At 72.3% G+C, this 22,399-nt stretch carries 21 protein-coding genes and 1 pseudogene; 14 read left to right on the plus strand and 8 right to left on the minus strand.

Going from position 1 to position 22,399, the window contains the following annotated elements:
- Nucleotides 1-22: 22 nt before the first annotated feature.
- From OHA11_RS02810 to OHA11_RS02820, 3 genes are all read left to right on the plus strand, one after another.
- Nucleotides 23-667 carry a hypothetical protein gene (locus tag OHA11_RS02810; RefSeq protein WP_266491602.1) on the plus strand — a complete coding sequence of 215 codons (645 nt, stop codon included), beginning with the start codon at nucleotides 23-25 and terminating at the stop codon, nucleotides 665-667.
- Nucleotides 668-1,002: 335 nt separating this feature from the next.
- On the plus strand, nucleotides 1,003-1,569 hold the full coding sequence (locus tag OHA11_RS02815) for a sigma-70 family RNA polymerase sigma factor (protein WP_266491603.1): 567 nt from the start codon (nucleotides 1,003-1,005) through the stop codon (nucleotides 1,567-1,569).
- 100 nt (nucleotides 1,570-1,669) lie between these two features.
- Nucleotides 1,670-2,329: a peptide deformylase gene (locus tag OHA11_RS02820; RefSeq protein ID WP_266491604.1), complete on the plus strand. Its 660-nt coding sequence runs from the start codon at nucleotides 1,670-1,672 to the stop codon at nucleotides 2,327-2,329.
- Between the two features lie 106 nt (nucleotides 2,330-2,435).
- On the opposite strand, the gene OHA11_RS02825 is transcribed toward OHA11_RS02820, so the two are convergent.
- Nucleotides 2,436-3,887: an NAD(P)/FAD-dependent oxidoreductase gene (locus OHA11_RS02825; protein ID WP_266491605.1), complete on the minus strand. Its 1,452-nt coding sequence runs from the start codon at nucleotides 3,885-3,887 to the stop codon at nucleotides 2,436-2,438.
- Between the two features lie 122 nt (nucleotides 3,888-4,009).
- Between OHA11_RS02825 and trxA the strand changes: the two genes are divergently transcribed.
- Nucleotides 4,010-4,384, plus strand: coding sequence for a thioredoxin (trxA, locus tag OHA11_RS02830; protein WP_266491607.1), 375 nt, complete (start codon nucleotides 4,010-4,012; stop codon nucleotides 4,382-4,384).
- Between the two features lie 216 nt (nucleotides 4,385-4,600).
- On the opposite strand, the pseudogene OHA11_RS48465 reads toward trxA, so the two are convergent.
- The 6 genes and pseudogenes from OHA11_RS48465 to OHA11_RS02855 form a co-directional block, all read right to left on the minus strand.
- A pseudogene (locus OHA11_RS48465) lies at nucleotides 4,601-4,771 on the minus strand (transposase); the annotation flags it as partial.
- Nucleotides 4,772-4,910: 139 nt separating this feature from the next.
- Nucleotides 4,911-6,146, minus strand: coding sequence for an MFS transporter (locus OHA11_RS02835; protein WP_266491609.1), 1,236 nt, complete (start codon nucleotides 6,144-6,146; stop codon nucleotides 4,911-4,913).
- A gap of 249 nt (nucleotides 6,147-6,395) precedes the next feature.
- Nucleotides 6,396-7,832 carry a benzaldehyde dehydrogenase gene (locus OHA11_RS02840; RefSeq protein WP_266491611.1) on the minus strand — a complete coding sequence of 479 codons (1,437 nt, stop codon included), beginning with the start codon at nucleotides 7,830-7,832 and terminating at the stop codon, nucleotides 6,396-6,398.
- Nucleotides 7,833-7,847: 15 nt separating this feature from the next.
- Nucleotides 7,848-9,071 (minus strand): 4-hydroxybenzoate 3-monooxygenase, encoded by a 1,224-nt coding sequence (locus tag OHA11_RS02845; protein WP_266491613.1) that lies wholly within the window; start codon nucleotides 9,069-9,071, stop codon nucleotides 7,848-7,850.
- An 18-nt stretch (nucleotides 9,072-9,089) separates the two neighbouring features.
- A complete protein-coding gene (locus tag OHA11_RS02850) occupies nucleotides 9,090-10,124 on the minus strand; it encodes a LacI family DNA-binding transcriptional regulator (protein WP_266491614.1) in 1,035 nt (344 codons plus the stop codon).
- Between the two features lie 75 nt (nucleotides 10,125-10,199).
- Entirely contained in the window at nucleotides 10,200-10,862 is a 663-nt protein-coding gene (locus tag OHA11_RS02855; RefSeq protein WP_266491615.1) for a TetR/AcrR family transcriptional regulator, read from the minus strand.
- A 121-nt stretch (nucleotides 10,863-10,983) separates the two neighbouring features.
- Here OHA11_RS02855 and OHA11_RS02860 point away from each other — a divergent pair, with 121 nt between their 5' ends.
- From OHA11_RS02860 to OHA11_RS02885, 6 genes are all read left to right on the plus strand, one after another.
- A complete protein-coding gene (locus tag OHA11_RS02860) occupies nucleotides 10,984-11,547 on the plus strand; it encodes an NAD(P)H-dependent oxidoreductase (RefSeq protein ID WP_266491617.1) in 564 nt (187 codons plus the stop codon).
- Between the two features lie 162 nt (nucleotides 11,548-11,709).
- Entirely contained in the window at nucleotides 11,710-12,564 is an 855-nt protein-coding gene (locus OHA11_RS02865) for an HAD family hydrolase (protein WP_266491619.1), read from the plus strand.
- A 163-nt stretch (nucleotides 12,565-12,727) separates the two neighbouring features.
- Nucleotides 12,728-14,170 carry an amidase gene (locus tag OHA11_RS02870; RefSeq protein ID WP_266506898.1) on the plus strand — a complete coding sequence of 481 codons (1,443 nt, stop codon included), beginning with the start codon at nucleotides 12,728-12,730 and terminating at the stop codon, nucleotides 14,168-14,170.
- A 10-nt stretch (nucleotides 14,171-14,180) separates the two neighbouring features.
- Complete coding sequence (locus OHA11_RS02875) at nucleotides 14,181-14,399, plus strand: hypothetical protein (RefSeq protein ID WP_266491621.1); 219 nt, start codon at nucleotides 14,181-14,183, stop codon at nucleotides 14,397-14,399.
- Nucleotides 14,400-14,553: 154 nt separating this feature from the next.
- Nucleotides 14,554-16,047: a flotillin family protein gene (locus tag OHA11_RS02880; RefSeq protein ID WP_266491623.1), complete on the plus strand. Its 1,494-nt coding sequence runs from the start codon at nucleotides 14,554-14,556 to the stop codon at nucleotides 16,045-16,047.
- 128 nt (nucleotides 16,048-16,175) lie between these two features.
- A complete protein-coding gene (locus tag OHA11_RS02885) occupies nucleotides 16,176-16,622 on the plus strand; it encodes a type II toxin-antitoxin system PemK/MazF family toxin (protein ID WP_266491625.1) in 447 nt (148 codons plus the stop codon).
- Here OHA11_RS02885 and OHA11_RS02890 read toward each other — a convergent pair.
- Nucleotides 16,607-17,617, minus strand: a complete 1,011-nt coding sequence (locus OHA11_RS02890; protein ID WP_266491627.1) for a TIGR02452 family protein — start codon at nucleotides 17,615-17,617, stop codon at nucleotides 16,607-16,609. The genes OHA11_RS02885 and OHA11_RS02890 overlap by 16 nt on opposite strands.
- Before the next feature lie 266 nt (nucleotides 17,618-17,883).
- Here OHA11_RS02890 and egtA point away from each other — a divergent pair, with 266 nt between their 5' ends.
- Genes egtA through egtD form a run of 4 tightly spaced genes read left to right on the plus strand, consistent with a single transcriptional unit; the run spans nucleotide 17,884 to nucleotide 22,368 of the window.
- Nucleotides 17,884-19,248 carry an ergothioneine biosynthesis glutamate--cysteine ligase EgtA gene (gene egtA / locus OHA11_RS02895; protein WP_266491628.1) on the plus strand — a complete coding sequence of 455 codons (1,365 nt, stop codon included), beginning with the start codon at nucleotides 17,884-17,886 and terminating at the stop codon, nucleotides 19,246-19,248.
- On the plus strand, nucleotides 19,245-20,618 hold the full coding sequence (gene egtB, locus OHA11_RS02900) for an ergothioneine biosynthesis protein EgtB (protein WP_266491630.1): 1,374 nt from the start codon (nucleotides 19,245-19,247) through the stop codon (nucleotides 20,616-20,618). Before egtA ends, egtB begins: the two co-directional genes overlap by 4 nt.
- Entirely contained in the window at nucleotides 20,618-21,409 is a 792-nt protein-coding gene (gene egtC / locus OHA11_RS02905) for an ergothioneine biosynthesis protein EgtC (RefSeq protein WP_266491633.1), read from the plus strand. Before egtB ends, egtC begins: the two co-directional genes overlap by 1 nt.
- Nucleotides 21,406-22,368 carry an L-histidine N(alpha)-methyltransferase gene (gene egtD, locus OHA11_RS02910; RefSeq protein ID WP_266491635.1) on the plus strand — a complete coding sequence of 321 codons (963 nt, stop codon included), beginning with the start codon at nucleotides 21,406-21,408 and terminating at the stop codon, nucleotides 22,366-22,368. The genes egtC and egtD overlap by 4 nt, the downstream gene beginning before the upstream one ends.
- Nucleotides 22,369-22,399 lie beyond the last annotated feature (31 nt).

The following is a 22,399-nucleotide window of genomic DNA, read 5'->3' on the forward strand; positions in this document are numbered from 1 at the left end:
CTGGACTGGCACGATGCTCGCCATGACCTCCGGGATCGCCTTCCGCCTCGCGCGTGCCGCCGTGTTCGCGGCCGTGTGCGTGGTGACGGCGGCCCTGGGGCACGCGCTCATGTCCGGGGCGGGGCTGCCGTGGTGGGCCGTCGGGTACGCGTTCGCGGCGACGACGGCGGCCGCGTGGTGGCTGACCGGGCGGGAGCGAGGCGTCGCGCTGGTGACCGGGGCCACGGTCGTGGCGCAGCTCGGGCTGCACCAGTTGTTCGGACTTGCCCAGAGCGCACACGCGTCGGACGCCCCCACGCCCATGGCGTCCATGGACATGGGACATTCGCACCCGATGGGCCCCGATCCGGCGGACACCCTGCTCATGGGTGGTGACGTCGGCATGTTCACGGCCCACTTGCTCGCCGCGCTCGCCTGCGGTGTGTGGCTGTGGCGCGGCGAGGAGGCCGCGTTCCGCACGGCGCGGGCGATCGCGTACCGGACCGGCCGGCTGCTCGGCACCGCGCTCTTCGAGCCGCTGCGGCGGGCGTTGCGGGTGTCGGCCGCGATGCGGCCGGTCGTGCCCGTACGGACCCGGGTGTTCGCCCCGGTGCGTCGGCTGCGCGGGGTTCTGCTGGAGTACGCCGTCGCGCGGAGAGGGCCGCCGGCCGCACCGGCCGTCCGCTGACCGTCCGTCCCGCCAACGGTGACGGGCGGGTCCGCGGCGTACGTGTGTGCCGTCGGCGTACGGCTCGCGTGCTCGGCGACCGACCCCGGTCCCGCTCCTAGGCCGTAGACCGGGTCCACCGGGTTCCGGTCCTTCTCGTACCGCGCCCAGACGTGGTCGTACGAAGTCACGCGCGCGTGCCGTTGCCGTAGGCCCACGCGCGCGTGCGGCTGCCGTAGCCCCACACGGGGTCCACGCGCGTGTGCCTCACGCGCACCCCTCCAGGGTCACGTCACGTGTGCCGTACGCCGCGCTCTCCTCACTCCGCGCTTCCCTTCACCGAAGGACCACCTGCGATGGTTTCTGCCCTGCTTCAGGCACACGACGACGAACGGGTCACCCGCTGGGCCCTGGCCGCCGGAGCCGGCGACCCCGACGCGGTCGAGCGGTTCGTACGGGCCACCCACCGGGACGTATGGCGTTTCGTGGCCCACCTCAGCGGCGATGTGCACGGCGCCGACGACCTCACTCAGGAAACGTTCCTGCGCGCGCTGACCGCACTGCCGGGCTTCTCCGCCCGCTCCAGCGCCCGCAGTTGGCTGCTGGCGATCGCCCGCCGCACGGTGGCCGACCGCTTCCGCACGGCGGCGGCCCGGCCGCGCCTGTCCGACACCGGCGACTGGCAGACGGCCGCGGAGCGCGCGCAGCCGCGCGGGCTGCCCGGCTTCGACGAGGGCGTGGCCCTCCTCGACCTCCTGGAGACCCTGGACGCCCCGCGCCGCGAGGCGTTCGTGCTGACCCAGTTGGCGGGCCTGCCGTACGCGGACGCCGCGTCGGCGGTGGGCTGCCCGGTCGGGACCGTACGGTCGCGGGTCGCGCGCGCCCGGGAGAGCGTGACGGCGTTGCTGGAGGCGGCGGGGTAGGAATCGAGGGAGGGGTCCGGAACCCAGGGAGGCGCGACGCCTTGACTCTCCTCCAGAGAGCCGCCTCGCACCCCGGCATCGTGCTTGGCATCCTGGCGCGATGGCTTCCCCCAGTGATCCCATGCCCTCGTCCCTCGGCGACCAGGTGGAGGAACTCCTCTCCCGTCCGGGCCCGTTGCCGATCGTCGCCGCCGGTGACCCGGTGCTGCGCCGCACGGCCGAGCCCTTCGACGGCCAGCTGGACCCGACGCTCCTGGCGCGTTTCGTCGCGGCCCTCCGCGACACCATGTACGCGGCACCGGGCGTCGGGCTGGCCGCACCCCAGGTGGGCGTGCCCTTGCGCCTCGCGGTCATCGAGGACCCGGCACCGGTACCGGACGAGATCCGCGAGGTACGCGGCCGCGTGCCCCTGCCCTTCCGCGTCCTGGTCAACCCGGCGTACGAGCCCCTGGGTCCGGCCCGCGCCGCGTTCTTCGAGGGCTGCCTGAGCGTGCCGGGATGGCAGGCGGTGGTGGCGCGGCCCGCCGAGGTGCGGCTCCTGGCGCAGGACGAGTTCGGCCGCACGGTGGACGAGGTGTTCGCGGGCTGGCCGGCCCGCATCGTCCAGCACGAGACCGACCACCTGAACGGCACCCTCTACCTGGACCGCGCCGAACTGCGCTCGCTCTCCTCGAACCAGGCGATGGCGGAACGATGGTGCCACCCGACACCGAGCCAGGCGGCAGCGGACCTCGGCTTCGACCTCCCCGAGGAGAGCTGAGGCCTCGCGCCCCTTGAAGGGCCGCGAGGCCCCTTCAAGGGGCGCGGGGCTGCGTCGATATGCGGCTCCGCCGCGTGGGCGCGACCAGCCACAACGAACCCGCAGACTACGACCGCACCTCCAGCGGAGCGTCCCGGTACGCCTCCAGCAGCCGCAGCCACACCTCGCTCACCGTCGGATACGACGGCACCGCATGCCACAGCCGGCTCACCGGGACCTCGCCGGCGACCGCGATCGTGGCGGAGTGGATCAGTTCGCCGACGCCGGGGCCGACGAAGGTGACCCCGCGGAGGGTTTCGGTGTCGAGGTCGACGATCATGCGGGCGCGACCGCGGTAGCCGTCGGCGTAGAGACCGGCGCCGGCGACCGAGGAGAGCTCGACGTCGACCGCGCGGACCCGGTGGCCGGTCTGTTCCGCCTCGGCGAGGGAGAGGCCGACGGCGGAGGCCTCCGGGTCGGTGAAGACGACCTGGGGGACGGCCACGTGGTCGGCCGTCGCCGCGTGGGCGCCCCAGGCGTCGGTCTCCAGGAGCGGCACGCCGGCCGCGCGGGCCGCGATGGCGGCGCCGGCGATACGGGCCTGGTACTTCCCCTGGTGGGTGAGGAGGGCGCGGTGGTTGACGTCCCCGACGGCGTACAGCCATTCGCTGCCCGTCACCCGGCAGCTGTCGTCGACCGTCAGCCAGGAGCCTGGCTCCAGCCCGATCGTGTCGAGTCCGAGGTCGTCGGTGTGCGGGGCGCGGCCGGTGGCGAAGAGGATCTCGTCGGCCTCGATGCGGTCGCCCGCGGAGGTGGTGACGACGATCGTCGTGCCGTCCCGGGTCACCGCTTCGACCGCCGTGCCCGTACGCACGTCCGCGCCCGCCTCCGTCAGCGCCTCGGCGACCAGTTCGCCGGCGAAGGGCTCCATACGGGGCAGCAGGCCCTTCCCGCGGACGAGGAGCGTGACCTGGGAGCCGAGGGCCTGCCAGGCGGTGGCCATCTCGACGCCGACGACCCCGCCGCCGACGACCACGAGGCGGCCCGGCACGGCCTGCGCGCTGGTGGCGTCGCGACTGGTCCAGGGCTTGACCTCGGCGATTCCGGGCAGGTCGGGCACGACGGCGCGGGTGCCGGTGCTGACGGCCACGGCGTGCCGGGCGGTCAGGACGTGCCGCTCACCGTCGGGGCCGTCGACCGTGACCCGGCGTGGCCCGGCGAGCCGCCCCTGTCCTCGGTAGAGGTCGGCACCTATGCCGTCGACCCACTGGACCTGGCCGTCGTCCTTCCAGTGCGAGGTGTAGTCGTCGCGATGGGCGAGGACCGCGTCGGCGTCGAGGGGGCCCTGCACGGACTGCCTGAGACCCGGCACGCGGCGTGCGTCCGCGCGGGCGATGACCGGGCGCAGCAGGGCCTTGCTGGGCATGCACGCCCAGTACGAGCACTCGCCGCCGACCAGCTCGCTCTCCACGATCGCGGTGGAGAGGCCTGCGGCGCGGGTGCGTTCGGCGACGTTCTCCCCCACAGGCCCGGCCCCGATCACCACGACGTCGTACGCGATGGATTCCGATTCCGTCATGGGGTCAGTCTGGTGGTTGGTGTGGGCCGTGGCCACACGGGTACGTGCGCGGAATACGTCACTGATCGGTGCCGTTGTGCACAGCGGCAAGGCCCCGACCCCAGGAAGAGGGATTCAACGCCATGAGCAGCACTGTGGAGCTCACCAAGGACAACTTCGACCAGACGGTCACGGACAACGGGTTCGTCCTGATCGACTTCTGGGCCTCTTGGTGCGGCCCGTGCCGCCAGTTCGCCCCGGTCTACGAGAAGGCGGCGGAGGCCAACCCCGACCTGGTCTTCGGCAAGGTGGACACGGAGGCGCAGCCGGAGCTGGCCGCGGCCTTCAACATCCAGTCGATTCCGACGCTGATGATCGTCCGTGACCAGGTGGCCGTCTTCGCCCAGCCCGGAGCGCTGCCCGAGGCCGCCCTGGTGGACGTCATCGGACAGGCCCGGAAGCTGGACATGGACGAGGTCCGCAAGTCGATCGCGGAGCAGGAACAGAAGGCCCAGTGATCTCCCGGCGCTCCAGGTCCTGTCGTCAAATATCACGCCCACATCAGCAGTGATGCGAGGGTGATGGCCGCGTGGCAGGACTCGATGGTCTTCTCGTAGCGGATTGCGATGCCGCGCCATTGCTTCAAGCGGTTGAAGCAGCGTTCGACGACATTGAGATGCCGCTAGCGGCGCTTGCCGAAGGCGGGCGGGCGCCCGCGGTGGCTGCCGAAAGCGGGTGTGCAGCGTGGCCCACGGGCCATACCGGTCGGGCACGTCCCGCCAGGCGGAGCCGGTGCGCAGCGTCCGCACGATCCCGCTGAGCACGCGGCGATCATCCATCCGTTTCCGGTCCCGCGTGGACTCAGGCAACAGCGGACGGATGAACTCCCACCCGGCATCCGACAGTTCGTGGGCGACGCGTCACCCCACCGTGATCCACCGGACAGGATCTATTGAAGGCAGGTCCTGGATCCCATCCGGGCCCACCTGATTTCGGCGGGGATCCTGCCTTGCTCCGCCCAGCTCATGAGAGGGGTACGGGCGGCTAGGCCTCAACGCGCTTCAGGCCGCGTACGGCCGGGATTGCCAGCAGCAGGGCGCAGGCGACGAGCGCCATCGACGCGGACACGTACAGCAGCGGCACCGTCCCCGCGACGACCGCGAGCGGTCCCGCCACCGCCTGCCCGACCGGCTTCATCACCAGCGAGCCGGCCGCGTCGTACGCGTGCACCCTGCCGAGGACGTCCTGCGGGATGTGCGTCTGCACGCTTGTGTGGAACATGACGATCCAGAACGCCATGCCCACGCCGCTCACCCCGTAGCACCCGGCGATGAGCGGCGCGGGAAGGCCGAGAGCGACCCCCAGCGGCATGAGCGCCCAAAGGATCATGGAGAGGGCGCCGGCCCGGAGCGGATACCGAGGGCGGAGCCTGATCGCGGCGATCCCGCCCAGCACACTTCCCGCCCCGAGGGACGACATGACCAAGCCGAACGTCGATGCTCCGTAGTCGGTGACGAGCGTGCTGTTGCCGAGGGTCATGGTGGGGCCGGCGCCGGCCAGCTGCCAGAGCATGAAGACGACGATGACGCTCCACAGCCAGGTCCTGGCCCGGAACTCCCGCCATCCCTCGACGAGATCGGCCCGGAACGACGATTCGCCGTCCCGCGCGGCCGGGCCCATCGGGACCGAGCGGATCAGGAGTAGGCAGGCGCCGCTGACCCCATAGGTCAAGGCGTCGAGGGCGACCACCGTTGCCGGTGAGGAGACCGCCAGCAGCAGGCCGGCCAGCGACGGGCCGATCACGACGGTGACGGACTCTGAGATGCGGAGGGTGCCGTTGGCCTTCTGTACGTCCTGGGCCATGCGCGGGGTGATGCTGGCGACTCCCGGCTGGAAGATTGCGCTGCCCGCCCCGATCAGGGCCAGCAGCACCAGGATCTGCCACAGCTGCGGCGTACCCAGCAGGAACAGCAGCGCGAGCACCGCCTGAGAGCACAGCCGAGCTGTGTCCGAGACGACCATCAGCCGGCGGGCGCCGAAGCGGTCGGACAGCACCCCGCCAAAGATGATCAGTGCTGCGAACGGCGCTACGAGCGCGGCGAGCGCATAGCCCACCCCACTCGCCCCGTATCCCGCCCGGATCACGGCGGCCGTGATCGCGACAGGGAGCATCGCGTCGCCCAGCAGAGAGGTGGTCCGGGCGGCGAAGAACAGCCGGAAGTCCGCTGTCCACAGCGGCGGATCAGACGCGGTCTCCTTGACTTGCAGGTCACGGGCCATGTCCGAGCCAGCCACCGCACACCGTCCCACGTATGCCGTTGATCTCGACCAGTGCGACAGTCTCTTGCCTCGGCGGTCACTCAGTCAACGGAATATGTTCGACGAGCTCAGCGCGTAAGCGCGTTTGAACACACCGCCCAGCAGGCCCAGTAGTCCGTCGGCGCCCCTGGGCCCTGTCGTCAAATTCCCGTCCGCCGGGCGACGCCCGGCCCGCTTTTCGGGCGAGCGACGGGAATTTGACGGCCGGACCTAGAAGGGGTAGCCCGCCACATCCCCGCGTACCGTCGTCCACCGCAGGTCGGTGAAGGCCTCCAGATTGGCCTCGCCGCCGAACCGGGCGCCGGTGCCGGAGGCGGCGATGCCGCCGAAGGGCGCGACGGCCTCGTCGTTGACGGTCTGGTCGTTGATGTGGACGATCCCGGTGGGGACGCGTTCGGCGAGGTCGAGGCCTCGTGCGGTGTCCCGGGTGACGATGCCCAGCGAGAGGCCGTACGGCCCGTCGGAGGCGAGGGCGGCGGCCTCGTCGACGGTGGTGAAGGAGCGGACCGGCGCGACCGGGCCGAAGACCTCCTCGGCGTACGCGGGGGTCGCGTCGTCGACTCCGGCGAGGACCGTCGGACGGTAGAACAGCCGGTCGTGGGTGCCGCCCGCGGCCAGTTTCGCGCCCTGTGCGGTGCTGGACTCCACCAGGCCGTGGATCTTGGCGAGCTGGGCGTCGTCGATGATCGGCCCGAGGTGCACCTGCTCCCGGTGCGGGTCGCCGACGGCCAGCGAGTCGGCCTTCGCGGCGAGCCGCTCGACGTACTCCTCGTACAGCGAGGCGTGCACCAGGTGGCGGCCGGTGGTCATGCAGATCTGGCCCTGGTGGAAGAACGAGCCCCAGGCCGCCGTGGAGATCACCGCGTCGAGGTCGGCGTCCGCCAGCACGACCAGGGCGGAGTTGCCGCCCAACTCCAGGTGTACGCGCTTGAGATGGCGTCCCGCGGCCTCGCCGACCGCGCGTCCGGCGGCGGTCGACCCGGTGAACGAGATCACCGGCACCTGCGGATCGGCGACCAGCGCCTGCCCGGCTTCCGGACCTCCGGGCAGCACGTGCAGCAGCCCCTCCGGAAGGCCCGCCTCGGCGAAGACCGCGGCGAGCGCGAGGCCGCCGCAGACGGCGGTGCGCGGGTCCGGTTTCAGGACGACGCCGTTGCCGAGCGCGAGCGCCGGGGCCACCGAGCGGATCGAGAGGATCAGCGGGGCGTTGAAGGGGGCGATCACTCCCACGACGCCGACCGGGATGCGCCGGGTGTACGACAGCCGGGCGGCCTCGGACGGCAGGACCTGGCCTGCCGGACGCGACGCGAGCGCGGCCGCCTCGTAGCACTCCTGGGCCGCGACGTGCAGTTCGAAGTCGGCCTTGCCGGGGATGGACCCGGACTCGCGCACGAGCCAGTCGCGCAGCTCGTCGGCGTGCGCGGTGAACAGGTCGCCGGCCTTGCGCAGGACGGCGGCGCGGACGAAGTGCGGGGCGCGGGCCCACCCGGCCTGGGCGGCGCGGGCGGCAGCGGCCGCCGGCGCGACGTCCTCGCCGGAGGCGAGCGTGACGGTGCCGAGCGGGTCGCCGGTCGCGGGTTCCGTGACGGCGTACTCACCGCCCGACAGGCTTCGGGACTGCCAGTTCTCCGGGTCGAGCAGGGGCATGACGGCTCCGATCGGTCAGTGATCGCCGGTGGGACCCATGGCTCGGGCGGTGGCCGCGAGCGGAAGTCCCGTGTAGTTCGCGGCCAGCTCGGCGGCCGCGGGGCGGGATGCCGTGATCCGGCGCAGACGCGCGAATTGCAGCCGGTCCTCGAACGCATCCCCATCTGGTTGAGCGTGCAACATCCTAGTCATGTCGTACGAGAAACGGGTGGCCTGCCAGACTCGTTCGAGGCTCAACTCCGAGTAAGCGTCGAGGAGTTGGGCCGATCCCGAGCGGTGGAGCTCGGCGAAGCCGCGGGCCAGGACGCGGACGTCGGACACGGCGAGGTTCAGCCCCTTGGCGCCCGTCGGCGGCACGATGTGCGCGGCGTCCCCGGCGAGGAAGAGCCGCCCGTGGCGCATCGGCTCGTGGACGTAACTGCGCATCGGTGTCACCGACTTGGCGGTGATGGGGCCGCGCTCCAGCCGCCAGTCGCCGTCGATCGCGAAGCGGGCGTCGAGTTCGTCCCAGATGCGTTCGTCGGGCCAGTCGTCGGCGTCGGTGCCGTTCGGGACCTGTAGATAGAGCCGCGACACCGACGTCGAGCGCATGCTGTGCAGCGCGAAGCCTCCCGGTCCGCGCGCGTAGACCAACTCCTCGCAGGAGGGCGCGACATCGGCCAGGATGCCGAGCCAGGAGTAGGGGTAGTCGTGCGCGTAGGTGCGGCTGACGACGGCCGGGAAGGTGTCGCGGGCGACGCCGTGGAAACCGTCGCAGCCGACCACGTAGTCGCAGGTGAGGGTCTGTTCGCGGCCCTCGTGAACGAAGCGCACGAGGGGTGGACCGCCGCCCGGCTCCTCGACGGCGTTCTCGATGCCGAGGACCTCGGCCTCGAACAACAGCGGCGGCCCGTCGGCGAGTTGCAGCTCCACGAGGTCTTTCACGATCTCCGTCTGGGCGTAGATCGTGACGGTACGGCCGCCGGTGAGCACCGGGAAGTCGATGCGGTGCCGCTCGCGGTCGAAGCGCAGCTCGATACCGTTGTGGATCAGCCCCTCGGTCTCCAGCCGGTCGGCGGCACCGCACTCGCGCAGGGCGTCCACCGTGCCCTGCTCCAGCATCCCGGCGCGCTGCCGCTGCTCGACGTACGCGCGGGTCCTGCTCTCCAGGACGACGCAGTCGATCCCCGTCCGGTGCAGCAGCCGGGCCAGCAGGAGCCCGGCCGGGCCCCCGCCGATGATGCCGACCTTGGTCCGCATGACGCGCCTCCCAGGTGTTCAGCTCGATTCGCGGTGCACGACCTTCGCTCCCAGCACCCCGTGCTCCTCCGGCGGCGCGGCGGGCTCGCGCACCGCGCGGTCGACCAGCTCGGCCAGCTGCCGTCCGGACGGCAGCTCGATGTGGACGGTGCTCAGCCGCGGCCGCAGCAGCCGACCCAGCATCAGGTCGTCGGCACCAATGACAGCAGTGTCGCCCGGAATGCCGATTCCCTCATCCTGAAGGGCGCGCATCAGCAGCATCGCGTACTCGTCGTTGTACGCGAATACCGCATCGAGGCCCAACGAGCGCCAGCGCGCGGCCAGTTGGGACGCCGCCTCCTCGTCGTAGGTGAGCGATACCTCGGTCACCGTCGCGTCCGAGCCGCTCAGGGCCTGCCGTACGCCTTCGAACCGGGGCTTGGAGTAGATCCCCAGGCCGGGATCCTCGGGCACCACGACTCCGACGCGGCGGTAGCCGCGGGCCAGCAGGTGGGCGCCCGCGCTCCGGCCGACCCCGTGGTGGTCCATGAGCAGCGCGTGCGCGCCCTCGACCCGTTCGGGGCCGATGGTGACGACGGCCCGGGCGCCGGAACGCTTGAGGACGGCCACGCCCTCCGGGCCGAGTGAGCTGCCGGGCACCAGCACGGCGACCGGGCGCAGTTCGGCCCAGGCGCGGGCCGCCTCGTCACCCTGGAGGCCGGCACCGCCGTACTGCACGACGGTGTAGTCGAGGCGGCTGAGCGCCCACTGGAGTTCGTTGAAGAACTGGTTGTAGAGCGGGCCCACGGGGACGTCCGGGGTGGGCATCAGGACCATGCGGCTGTGCCCGGCGCGCAGACTGCGGGCCGCGGCGTGCGGGACGTACCCGAGCTCCTTGGCCGCCTCGTGGACACGACGGCGGGTGGGCTCACTGATCCGTACGGCGCTGGTGTTGTTGAGGACATAGGAGACGGTCGCGCGCGAGACCCCCGCCAGGCGGGCCACATCGGCACTCGTCGGCACGGAGTACTGGGCGGGCGACGCAGGGGCGGATGTCTTTGGTATCTGCTCCATGACGTACGGCATCTTTGCAGAAGCCGGGAACGGCCTCGGGGCCGGGGGAACCCACGCGGACCGCAACCGGGGCGCTCACACGGGCAGTTCGGTACGCGTCACGCGTGCGACCAGGTCGATCCAGCCGGATTCCAGCCGCTCCAGCGGCATCCCGCACTCCTTGGTCAGGTGGTGGATCAGGGCCGGGTCGAGATAGCCCATCAGGCTCTGGGCGAGGAGGACGCAGTCGGCGTCGGGCAGCGCCTGGCGCAGCAGCAGGGTGACATGACCCGTGAGAAACCGCTGGGGCGGGTTGGAGAGCCGACGGGCCGGCTCCGGCTGGGCCGCCAGCTGGAGCTCCAGGTGGTCGGCCGAGTGACGCAGGACGGCCCGGCCGAACGCCCGTAGCCGCTCGACGGGCGGCGCCCCGGGGCCCAGCGGCGGCGGCCCGCTGAGGAAGGCGGCCTGGAGCTGCTGCGCGGAGTGGTCGAGCAGCGCCATCAGCAGTCCGGTGCGGTCACCGAAGCGGCGGAAGACGGTCCCCTTGCCCACCGAGGCCGCCACGGCCACCGCCTCCATCGTGACCCCGGCCGCGCCGTACTCGGCGACCAGGCGCGCGGCCGCTTCCAGCAGCCGGGCGCGGTTGCGCGCCGCGTCGGCACGCAGGCAGGGCTCGCCCTCGTTGGAGGTCAGCTCCAGCAGGACGGGCTCGTTGGTCGGCTCCTGGGACTGCGGGAAGGGCGGCAGGGAGGCGGACATGGACCCAGCCTATCGCCCCGGGAATGAAACTGGACCGCGGTCCGTTTAGCTGGTACAAACTTAAACGGACCCCGGTCCGCTTCGTTACGGCAATGTTTCAGCACCCCCCTTGGAGTTCCCCATGTCTGTTCGCATCCTCGCGCTCGTCGGCAGCCTCCGCGCCGGCTCCCACAACCGCCAGCTCGCCGAGACAGCCGTCAAGGTCGCCCCCGAGGGCGCGGAGATCGACCTGTACGAAGGCCTGGCCGAGATCCCCTTCTACAACGAGGACATCGACGTCGAGGGCAACGTCCCGGCCGCCGCCGCCCGGCTGCGCGAGGCCGCGGCCGCCGCCGACGCCCTGCTGCTCTTCTCGCCCGAGTACAACGGCACCATCCCGGCCGTCCTGAAGAACGCCATCGACTGGCTGTCCCGCCCGTACGGCGCCGGCGCCCTCACCGACAAGCCCGTCGCCGTGGTCGGCACCGCCTTCGGCCAGTTCGGCGGCGTCTGGGCCCAGGACGAGGCCCGTAAGGCCGCGGGCATCGCGGGCGCCAAGGTGCTGGAGGACATCAAGCTCTCCATCCCCAGTTCCGTGGTCCGCTTCGCCGAGACGCACCCCGCCGACGACACCGAGGTCGTCGCTCAGCTCACCGAGGTCATCGGCCGGATCCACGGCGAGGCCGGCGCGCCCGTCGCCGCCTGACGACGGCAGGCTCCCGCGGTACGCCGCGGGGGCCAGAGGGGGCTGGAACCGACCTGGTTCCGGCCCCCTCCCGTACGTTCGTCCGGTGGCCGCCTCCCGGTTCCACCGGTCCCCCACAGCCCGGCCGGCCCCTCGGTCCGGCCCGGAAGGTGCCGGTTCACGATGACGACGACGCCCGCCCCGGCCTCCTCCCCCGCCACACCGCCGAAGCTCGTGGCCACCGACCTGGACGGGACACTGCTGCGCAGCGACGGGACCCTCTCCCGGCGGACGGCGGACGCGCTGGCGGCGGCCGAGGCGGTGGGCATCCGCCTCGCCCTCGTCACCGGCCGTCCCCCGCGCAGCCTCCCCTCCCTGCACCGCGACATCGGACAGCACTTCGCCGTCACCGCCAACGGCGCCGCCGTGTACGCGCCCGACGGCACACCCGTACGCCTGTCACCGTTCCCCATCGCCTCGGTGGCCCCGCTCGTGACGCGCGTACGGGCGGCGGTGCCGGGTGTGTCCTTCGCCTTCGAGTACGAGACGGTATTCGGGCACGAACCGGCGTACCCCGCCTGGTCGTACGGTGAGTCGGCGGTCGAACCGATCGGCAGCGCCGAGGAGTTGCTCGCGCGGGCGTCCGCCCTGCCCGTCTTCAAGATCCTCGCCCATCATCCGACGCTGCCGCTGCGCGACTTCCACGAACAGGCGCGGCTCAGCGCGGGCGCCGGGGCCGAGACCACGCACTCCACGGGGCTGTCGCTGGTGGAGTTCAGCGCGCCGGGCATCACCAAGGCCAGCGCGCTGACCGCGTGGAGTGCGCAACTGGGCCTCCGCCCGGAGGACATCGCCGCGTTCGGCGACATGCCCAACGACCTGCCCATGCTCAGGGCGGTGGGCCGCTCGTACGCCATGGCCAACGCCGATCCGGAGGTCAGGCAGGCGGCGCGGTTCCACACCGCCTCGAACGACGAGGACGGGGTGGCCCGGGTACTGGAGCAGTTCGTCGGACTGGCGCGCCACCAGCCCGCGTAGGTCCCGCGCCGGCGGAGCACGGACGGGCGAATCACCGACCCGGCGGGGGAAGTCTCCCTTCCCGTATGGCGGTACGGGAAGGGGGACTTCCCGTACCGCCGGGAGCGTCCGGACGTTACCGTTCAGTAGACATCGTGCTTCCGGAGGTGGCCGCATGACTGCTGTGACTCCCGACCGTGCCGCGGGTCTCGCGGAGTGTGCCCGCGCCCTTGCCGAGGGGACGGTGACCTCGCGGAGGCTCGTCGAGGAGGCCCTCGCCCGGATCGAGGCCGGTCAGGGCACGCTGAACGCCTTCCGGCTGGTGCGTGCCGAGGCCGCGCTCGCCGAGGCCGACGCCGCGGACAAGGAGCTGGCGGCGGGCGGGCGCCGGCCGCTGCTCGGGGTGCCGGTGGCGGTCAAGGACGACATGGACGTGGCGGGTGAACCGACCGCGTTCGGCTGCCGCGGGGAGTTCCCGCCCGTGGCCGAGGACGGCGAGGCGGTGCGGCGGCTGCGGGCGGCCGGGGCCGTGGTCGTCGGCAAGACCAACACCTGCGAGCTCGGGCAGTGGCCCTTCACCGAGGGGCCGGCCTTCGGCGAGACCCGCAACCCGTGGCACACCGGGCACACACCGGGCGGCTCGTCCGGCGGCTCGGCGGCCGCGGTCGCGGCCGGCCTGGTGCCCGCCGCGCTGGGCTCGGACGGCGCGGGTTCGGTGCGGATCCCGGCCTCCTGGACGCATCTGATCGGCATCAAACCGCAGCGCGGCCGCATCTCGACCTGGCCGCGCGCGGAGTCCTTCCAGGGCATCACGGTCAACGGCACACTCGCCCGTACGGTCGAGGACGCCGCGCTGCTCCTTGACGCGGCGAGCGGCAACCACGAGCACGAGCTGCACCGCCCGGCCGCGCTGCGCGTGTCGGACGCGGTGGGCCGGGAGCCGGGGCGGCTGCGGATCGCGCTCTCGCTGAAGCCGCCGTTCACGGCGCTGCCCGCCCGGCTGTGCCCCGACGTACGGGCCCGGATCGTCGCGCTCGCGGAGCGGCTGGCCTCGCTCGGGCACGACGTCGAGGAGGCCGATCCGCCGTACGGGCAGATCGGACTGGCCTTCGTCCCGCGCGCCACTGCCGGGATCGCCGAGCGGGTCCGCGAGGCGCCGTATCCCGAGCTGCTCGACCGGCGCTCACTGGACGCCGCCAGGCTGGGCCGACTGCTCGGCGGGGCCCCACTGCGGGCGGCCCGGCGCGCCGAGGCGAGGCTGCACCGGCGCATCGGCGGGCTCTTCGACACGTACGACGTCATGCTCGCGCCCACGACCGCCGCTCCCCCGCCGCGCATCGGCGCCCTGCACGGTCTGAGCGGCTTCGGCACCGACCGCGCCATGATCGCCGCCTGTCCGTACGCCTGGCCGTGGAACGTGCTGGGCTGGCCCGGCGTCAACGTCCCAGCGGGGTTCGTCGACGGTTCCCTGCCCGTGGGCGCTCAGCTCCTCGGGCCCGCGGACAGCGAGCCGCTCCTCGTGTCGCTGGCCGCGCAGCTGGAGGCGGACCAGCGGTGGTACGAGCGCTGGCCGAGCGGTGAAGTGGACGGCGCCGTACCGCAGTTCGGGGCGCCCGCCGGGCCGTAGGCTGGGGACCATGGACGACGCGTCGATGGTGGGCCTGATGGGACGGGTTTCCGGCACGGTCGGGCCGGGGCTCGTCGGCGAGGTGATGGTCCGGGTCCGCGGCGGCGCCGAGCACTTCCTCGCGTATCCCGCCTCCCCGAAGGACCGCATCGAAACGGGCACGGTGGTGATGGTGGTGGAGTACCTGCCGCCCCGGACGGTGTACGTGTCGGCGGCGTACGACAGTTGAGCCGTCCGGGGGCCCGGGGGGCGACTGTGCCATGTGAGCGTGTCGCGCTCGTCAAAGATGCGCCAAGGACCCGTCAGCGTCTGTACCCCCGGGCCCGATCGGGCGCACACTCCCTTCGTTCGGTGCCGACAGGGCACCATCCAACAGGGGGCGTATGCCGATGGTTGTCGGCGTCGTGGCGGGGGCAGCGGTCCTCGCGCTCGTTTTCATCGTGGTGGTCTTCAAGCTCATGTGGCGTGTCGCTGAGCCCAACGAAGCGCTGATCATCTCCGGTTCCAAGCACCGCACCGAAGGCCTTGAGGAGGGCATGGGCTTCCGCATCGTCACCGGGCGCGGCACGCTCGTGCTGCCAGGCGTCCAAGCGGTGCGCAAACTCTCGCTCGACCTCAACGAGACCGAGCTGTCCGTGGACTGCGTGACCCACCAGGGCATTCCGCTCAAGGTGCGGGGCGTGGTCATCTTCAAGGTCGGCGACGACTTCGTGTCGATCGCCAACGCGGGCCGCCGCTTCCTCGACCAGCAGAAGCTGATGTCGGAGCTGGTGCACAACGTGTTCGCCGGTCATCTGCGTTCCATCGTCGGCGGGCTGACCGTCGAGGACATGATCCGCGACCGCGAGAAGCTCACCGGGCAGACCCGGGCGGCCTGCGGTACGGAGATGGAGAAGCTGGGGCTGATCGTCGACTCGCTGCAGATCCACGAGATCGAGGATCCGACGGGCTACATCAAGAACCTGGCCATGCCGCACGCGGCGGCCGTGCAGCGGGACGCCCGGATCGCTCAGGCCGAGGCCAACCGGCGGGCCACCGAGGCCGAACAGCAGGCCGCCGCGCGGATGTCGGAGGCGACCAGGGACAGCGAGATCCTGCAGGCCGGCTACCAGGCGGAGCGCGACAACGCCTCCGCCAAAGCCCGGCAGGCCGGTCCGCTCGCCGACGCGGCCGCGCGGCAGGAGGTCGTGGTCCAGGAGACGCGCGTCGCCGAACTGGAGGCGCACCGGCGCGAGCAGCAGCTCCAGGCGGACGTCCGCAAGCCCGCGGACGCGAAGGCGTACGAGAAGCGCACGCTGGCCGAGGCCGAGCGCGATGTCCGGATCTCCGCGGCGCAGGCCAAGGCGAAGGAGACGGAGCTCGCGGCGGCGGCCGAGGCGACCCAGGTCACGACCGCCGCGGGCGCCGAGGCCGAGGCGACCAGGGCGCGGGGCGCGGCCGCCGCGACGGCGACGCGGGCCACCGGTGAGGCGGAGGCCGCCGCCCAGCAGGCCAAGGGCCTCGCGATCGCCGAGTCGGCGCGGGCGAAGGGGCTCGCGGAGGCCGAGGCCATCAAGGCGCGGGCCGCTGCGCTGGCCGAGAACCAGGAGGCCGTTGTCGCGCAGCAACTCGCCGAGAACTGGCCGGAGATCGTGAAGGCGGGGGCGGGGGCGTTCGGGAACGTTGAACACATGGTGTTGCTGAACGGGGCCGATGGTATGGCGGAGATGTTCGCCAAGGCGCTGACGATGGGTGGGACGGGGCTTGGGCTGGCTCGGCAGTTGCTGTCGTCGATGGGTCAGGATCAGAACGGGCAGGTTGGTAAGGACGGTTCGGCGGTCAACGGGTATGCGCCGCCGCCTGCTTCGCAGAAGGTTCCGGTGGATGGGGAGTCGTAGTAACGCCGTTGGGGCGTAGTCACGTTGCCGGGTGCGGGTTGTGTGTGGCTGGTCGCGCAGTTCCCCGCGCCCCTAAAAGCAGGGGCCCGCGCCCCTGACCTAAAAGGGGCGCGGGCTAACGTGTGCCCGTGAATGCCTCTGCTGAGCAAGACATCCCCGGTCGTTCCGGGCCATCCGCCACCACCGAGGCCGATCCCCGCAGGGTGGGGCAGGTGCGTACCGAGTACTCGCCCGCGCACGACGGGGATCCGGACCCCGGCGAGATCGTGTGGACGTGGGTGCCTTTTGAGGAGAATGACGGGCGCGGGAAGGACCGGCCCGTGCTGGTCGTCGCCCGGGAGTCCGCGGGGACCTTTCTCGCCGTGCAGCTGTCGAGCAAGCGGCACGACGGTGACCGGGAGTGGGTGCCGATCGGCAGCGGGCCGTGGGACCGGTCGGGGCGCGACTCGTGGGTGGACGTGGACCGGGTGCTGCGACTGCACGAGAAGGGGATGCGCCGGGAGGCGTGCGCGCTGGACCGGATGCGGTTCAACTCGGTGGTGCACCGGCTGCGGGAGCGCTACGGCTGGCGCTGAGCCCCCTTTGTCTCCAGTACCTCCAGGAACGCCCGCTCGAAGGCGCTCCGCACCACCGCACCCTTCGTACGGTCCAGGACACCGAACACGATGTGCTCGAAGGAGTCGGCGAACCGGCCGCCGTCCGTGAGCAGGGTCCGGAACGCTCCCGCCACCTGCGCCGGGTCGTGTCGGAAGACGCCGCAGCCCCAGGCTCCGAGCACCAGCCGTCGGTAGCCGTGCGCCGCGGCCGTCTCCAGGACTCGCTCGGCCCGTGACGCGAGGGCGCCCGGCAGCTCGGGCGCCCGCTCCGGCGCCGTACGCAGGACCACCCCGGCGTTGGGCGCGGCGGAGGTCAGGAATCCGGCGGTGTACGGCTCGTCGAGGAGTTGTCCCCGGTCGTCGCGGAAAACCGGGACGGCGGGTGAATGGATCACCCGATCGGTGTAGAAGGCGTCGCGGTGTGTTCGGTGGTGGTCGTAGAACTCGCGGACCCCCGCCACGCATGCGTACAGCGCGGAGGCCCGGCACAGGGCCTCTTCCTGGGCCTGCGCGCCGTTCAGGTAGCCCCCGCCGGGGTTGCGGGCCGAGGCGAAGTTCAGGACCGCGACCGGGCCGGGCAGCCGGCGCGCAGCCTCCAGGCTGCTCTCGCCCGTGACCTCGAAGAACGTGTCCGGCGGGCCGACCGGAGAGGGGCCCGCGGGGCTGGGCTGTGAGGGCGCCACAGGGCTGAGCTGTGGGAGCGCCGCACGGCTGGGCCACGATGCGTCCGCGGGGCTGGTCGGCGAGGCACCTGCGGGTCCGGTCGGCGACGCGTCTGCGGGTCCGGCCCGCGGTGTCTCCACGGGGCTGATCGGCGGTATCTCCACGGGCCCTGGCCCGTACATCCGCGTGCCCTGCCGCGCGGCGGTCACCGCCGCGGCGATAGACACCTCGCGTCCGTCGGACGCGCGGTACGAACCCGCCGCGACGATCTCCTCCGTCTGCCGCGCGATCTCTCGCAGGCGCGCGCTCATGGCGTCACCCCCGTACACGCCATGAGCGCGTCCCACGCGGTCTCTCCCGGCTCCCCCGACTCCCCCGTCACATCCCCCGTCGTGCTCATGAACGCATGGTGAGCGATCCTGGTATTGCGCCGCAACAGAGTTTCCCGGCCCCAAAAGCGACGATACGCACCCTTGTGCGAGGCGCCGTAAGGGTCTTGGGTGGGACGAGCGACTGTCGGCCCGGCCCATCCGATGCCGGGTCGGCGGCATGGATGGAATCTCAGGAGGATCCCGACATGTCCGATTCGGTGAGTGACTGTTCGGAGCGTCGTCGCTCCGCCGTCACCGAGGCCGAGGTGGAGGCGCTGGTCCGCGGCATCTGCTTCAAGACCGGCCCACCCCGATTCCTCGGTGTGGAACTCGAATGGCTCGTCCACGACTCGCGCACCCCGCGACTCCCCGTACCACCGGAACGTCTCGAAGCGGCCTATGCCGCGCTGCGGGCCCTGCCCCTGAGTTCGGCGCTCACCGTCGAACCGGGTGGTCAGCTGGAGCTCAGCTCCGCTCCCGCCGCCTCCCTGATGGAGTGCATAGGGTCCGTGTCCGCCGACCTCGACGCCGTACGCGCGGTACTGCGCGAGGCGGGCCTCGCCCTCAGCGGCCTCGGGCAGGATCCCTGGAACCCGCCCGCCCGCTTCCTCCATGACCCGCGCTACGACGCCATGGAGATCTACCTCGACCGTACGGGCCCCGAGGGCCGCGCCATGATGTGCACCTCCGCCTCCGTCCAGGTCTGTCTGGACGCCGGGTACGAGGAGCCGGGCCCGCTCGGGCACGGGCGGCGCTGGTGGCTCGCGCATCAGCTGGGGGCGGTCCTGGTGGCCGCGTTCGCCCACTCCCCGATGGCCTGTGGCCGGCCCACGGGCTGGCGCTCCACCCGGCAGTCCCTGTGGACCGCGATGGATCCGGGCCGCACCAGCGCCCCGCCCCTCAACGGCGATCCCCGGACGGCCTGGGCCCGGCACGTCCTGGACGCGCCGGTGATGTGCGTCAGGGCGCCCAGCGGTCCCTGGGGCGTGCCGGAGGGGCTGAGTTTCCGTGCCTGGACCCGGTCCGACTCACCGCCCGACCGGGAGGATCTCGACTACCACCAGACGACCCTGTTCCCGCCGGTGCGGCCGCGCGGCCATCTGGAGCTGCGCATGATCGACGCGCAGCCGGGCGAGAACGGCTGGATCGTGCCGCTCGCCGTGACGGCCGCGCTGTTCGACGACGCGGAGGCCGCCGAGACCGCGTACCGGACGGTCAAGCCCCTCGCCGAGCGGGCCGGCTCGCTGCCCGCTCCGCAGAACGCGCTGTGGACGGCGGCCGCCCGCGAGGGCCTGACCGACCCCGAGCTGCGCGAGGCCGCCCTCATCTGTTTCGCGGCGGCCGCCGACGCCCTGCCCCGGATCGGCGCGAGTGCCGAGGTGCAGGAGGCGGTCGCGGAGTTCACCGACCGTTATGTGGCACGGGGCCGCTGCCCCGCCGACGACATCCTCGACCACGCCGACGGCACCGACCCACTGCTCCACGGCGCGGAACTCCCGAGCACAGAACTCCGCAGCACGGAACTCCCGAACACGGAACACCTGCACCATGGGAAGGACATCCGCACATGACCGCCCCCCAATCCCACTCCTCCTCTTCCCAGTCTTCTTCCCACTCCACCCCGACCGATCCGGAGACGCTCAGGGAGCGCGCGCTGGCGGCGCTGACCACGGCCCGCGACCGCACCGCGCTGCTGACCTCCTGTGTGGAGGATCCGGAACTGACCGCCCAGCACTCGCCGTTGATGTCGCCGCTGGTGTGGGACCTGGCGCACATCGGCAACCAGGAGGAGCTGTGGCTGCTGCGGACGGTCGCCGGCCGTGACGCGATGCGGCCCGAGATCGACGGCATCTACGACGCGTTCGAGCACTCGCGCGCCGAGCGGCCCTCTCTGCCGCTGCTGCCGCCCGCCGAGGCCCGGCTCTACGCGGCCGAGGTGCGCGGCCGGGCGCTGGACGTACTGGAGAGCGCCACGTTCCAGGAAACCGGCACGCGGCTGACCGAGGCGGGCTTCGCCTTCGGCATGATCGCCCAGCACGAACAGCAGCACGACGAAACGATGCTGATCACCCATCAGCTGCGCAAGGGTCCGGCGGCGCTGACGGCGCCGGACCCGATGCCCGACCCGGCGTTCACCGGGCCGTCCGAAGTGCTGGTCCCCGGTGGCCCGTTCACGATGGGCACGTCCACCGAGCCATGGGCCCTGGACAACGAACGGCCCGCGCACCAGCGCCTCGTACCGCCGTTCCACATCGACACGACTCCGGTCACGAACGACGCGTACCAGGCGTTCATGGCGGACGGCGGCTACACCGACCCGCGCTGGTGGACGCCCGACGGCTGGTCCCACATCCGGGCGCACGCCATCGAGGCGCCGCTGTTCTGGCGCCGCGAGGGCGGCGAATGGCTGCGGCGGCGCTTCGGTGTCACCGAGCTCGTCCCGGCGAACGAGCCCGTGCTGCACGTCAGTTGGTACGAGGCCGACGCGTACGCACGCTGGGCGGGCCGACGGCTGCCCACCGAGGCCGAGTGGGAGAAGGCGGCCCGCCACGACCCGGCGGCCGACCGTTCCACGCGCTACCCGTGGGGCGACGCGGACCCGACGCCCGAGCACGCCAACCTCGGCCAGCGTCATCTGCGCCCGGCCCCCGCGGGAAGCTACCCGGAGGGCCAGTCCCCGCTCGGCGTACGGCAGTTGATCGGCGATGTGTGGGAGTGGACGTCCAGCGATCTGCTGCCCTACCCGGGTTTCACGGCCTTCCCGTACAAGGAGTACTCGGAGGTGTTCTTCGGGCCCGAGTACAAGGTGCTGCGGGGCGGCTCGTTCGCGGTCGACGCCGTGGCCTGCCGGGGGACGTTCCGCAACTGGGACTACCCGATCCGGCGGCAGATCTTCTCCGGGTTCCGTACCGCTCGGGACGCCGCTCCGGAGACCGTCTGATGTGCCGTCATCTCGCGTTCCTGGGACCCGAGGAGCCGCTCGGCCGGCTCCTCGTGGACCCGGCGCACAGCCTCTTCCGGCAGTCGTGGGCGCCACGGCGGCAACGGCACGGGACCGTCAACGCCGATGGTTTCGGGGTCGGTTGGTATGCCGAGGGCGATCCGGTGCCGGCCCGCTACCGGCGTACCGGGCCGATCTGGGGCGACCAGTCGTTCGCCGATCTGGCGCGGGTGGTGCGCTCGGGCGCGCTGCTCGCCGCGGTGCGCGACGCGACCGTGGCGAGTGCGGACGGGGAGGCCGCGGCGGCGCCGTTCGCCGCGGACCGCTGGCTGTTCAGCCACAACGGCGCGGTCACCGGCTGGCCGCGTTCCCTGGCCCCGCTCGCCCGGACAATGCCCGCCGCGGACCTGCTGTCGATGGAGGCGCGCTGCGACTCGGCGCTCGTCTGGGCGCGTCTCCTGAACCGGCTGCGCGGCGGCGACGAGGAGGGCCAGGCGCTCGCCGACACGGTCCTCGACGTCGCGGCGGCGGCCCCCGGTTCACGGCTCAACCTCCTGCTCACCAACGGCGAGGTGATCGCCGCCACCGCCTGGGGCGACACGCTCTGGTATCTGACCGAGCCCGGCCGGCGCACCGTCGTGGCGTCCGAGCCGTACGACGACGATCCGCACTGGCAGGAAGTGCCGGACCGCACCCTGCTGGCCGCGAGCCGCACGGACGTCCTGCTGACACCGCTCAAGGACGTGGAAGAACACCTGGCATCCGCCCCACCCAAGGAGCCCCGTACGTGAGCCCGTTCCTCGTTACCCGCACCCTGCCCGAGGACGCCACGGACGCCGCCCTGCGCGCCGACGTCCTGCACGGCCTGACCCGCACACCCAAGACGCTCCCGCCGAAGTGGTTCTACGACGCGCTCGGCAGCGAGCTCTTCGAGAAGATCACCGAACTGCCCGAGTACTACCCGACGCGTGCCGAGCGCGAGATCCTCGTCGCCCGGGCCGCCGAGATCGCCGCGGCGTCCGGCGCACGCACCCTCGTCGAGCTGGGCTCGGGGTCGTCCGACAAGACCCGCCACCTGCTCGACGCCATGCCCGGCCTGCACACGTACGTGCCGGTCGACGTGAGCGAGAGCGCACTCACCCAGGCCGGCCAGGCGCTGATCGCGGAGCGTCCCGCGCTGAACGTGCACGCGCTGATCGCCGACTTCACCGGCGGTCTCGCGCTGCCCGGCACGCCCGGTCCGCGGCTCGTCGCGTTCCTGGGCGGCACGATCGGCAATCTGCTGCCCGCCGAACGCGCCACGTTCCTGGCGTCCGTACGCTCCCTGCTGTCGCCCGGCGACGCCCTGCTGCTCGGCACCGACCTGGTCAAGGACGAGTCGGTCCTCGTCGCCGCCTACGACGACGCGGCCGGGGTGACGGCCGCGTTCAACAAGAACGTGCTGACCGTGGTCGACCGCGAACTCGGCGCCGATTTCGACCCCGACGACTTCACCCATGTCGCCCTCTGGGACGCCGAGCGGGAGTGGATCGAGATGCGGCTGCGCGCCCGTTCGGCGCTGACCGTGAAGGTCCCCGCGCTCGACCTCGCCATCGACTTCGCGGAGGGCGAGGAGATGCGGACCGAGGTGTCCGCGAAGTTCCGCGAGGAGGGCGTACGCAGAGAACTGGCCGCGGCCGGACTGGACCTCACCCACTGGTGGACGGACGCCCAGGGGAGGTTCGCGCTGTCGCTGAGCACGGCTCGGTGACCCGCCCGCCCAGTGCCCCGCACCGGGCGGG

This window comes from Streptomyces sp. NBC_00878 (assembly GCF_026341515.1).
In the GTDB taxonomy this organism is placed as follows: Bacteria; Actinomycetota; Actinomycetes; order Streptomycetales; family Streptomycetaceae; genus Streptomyces.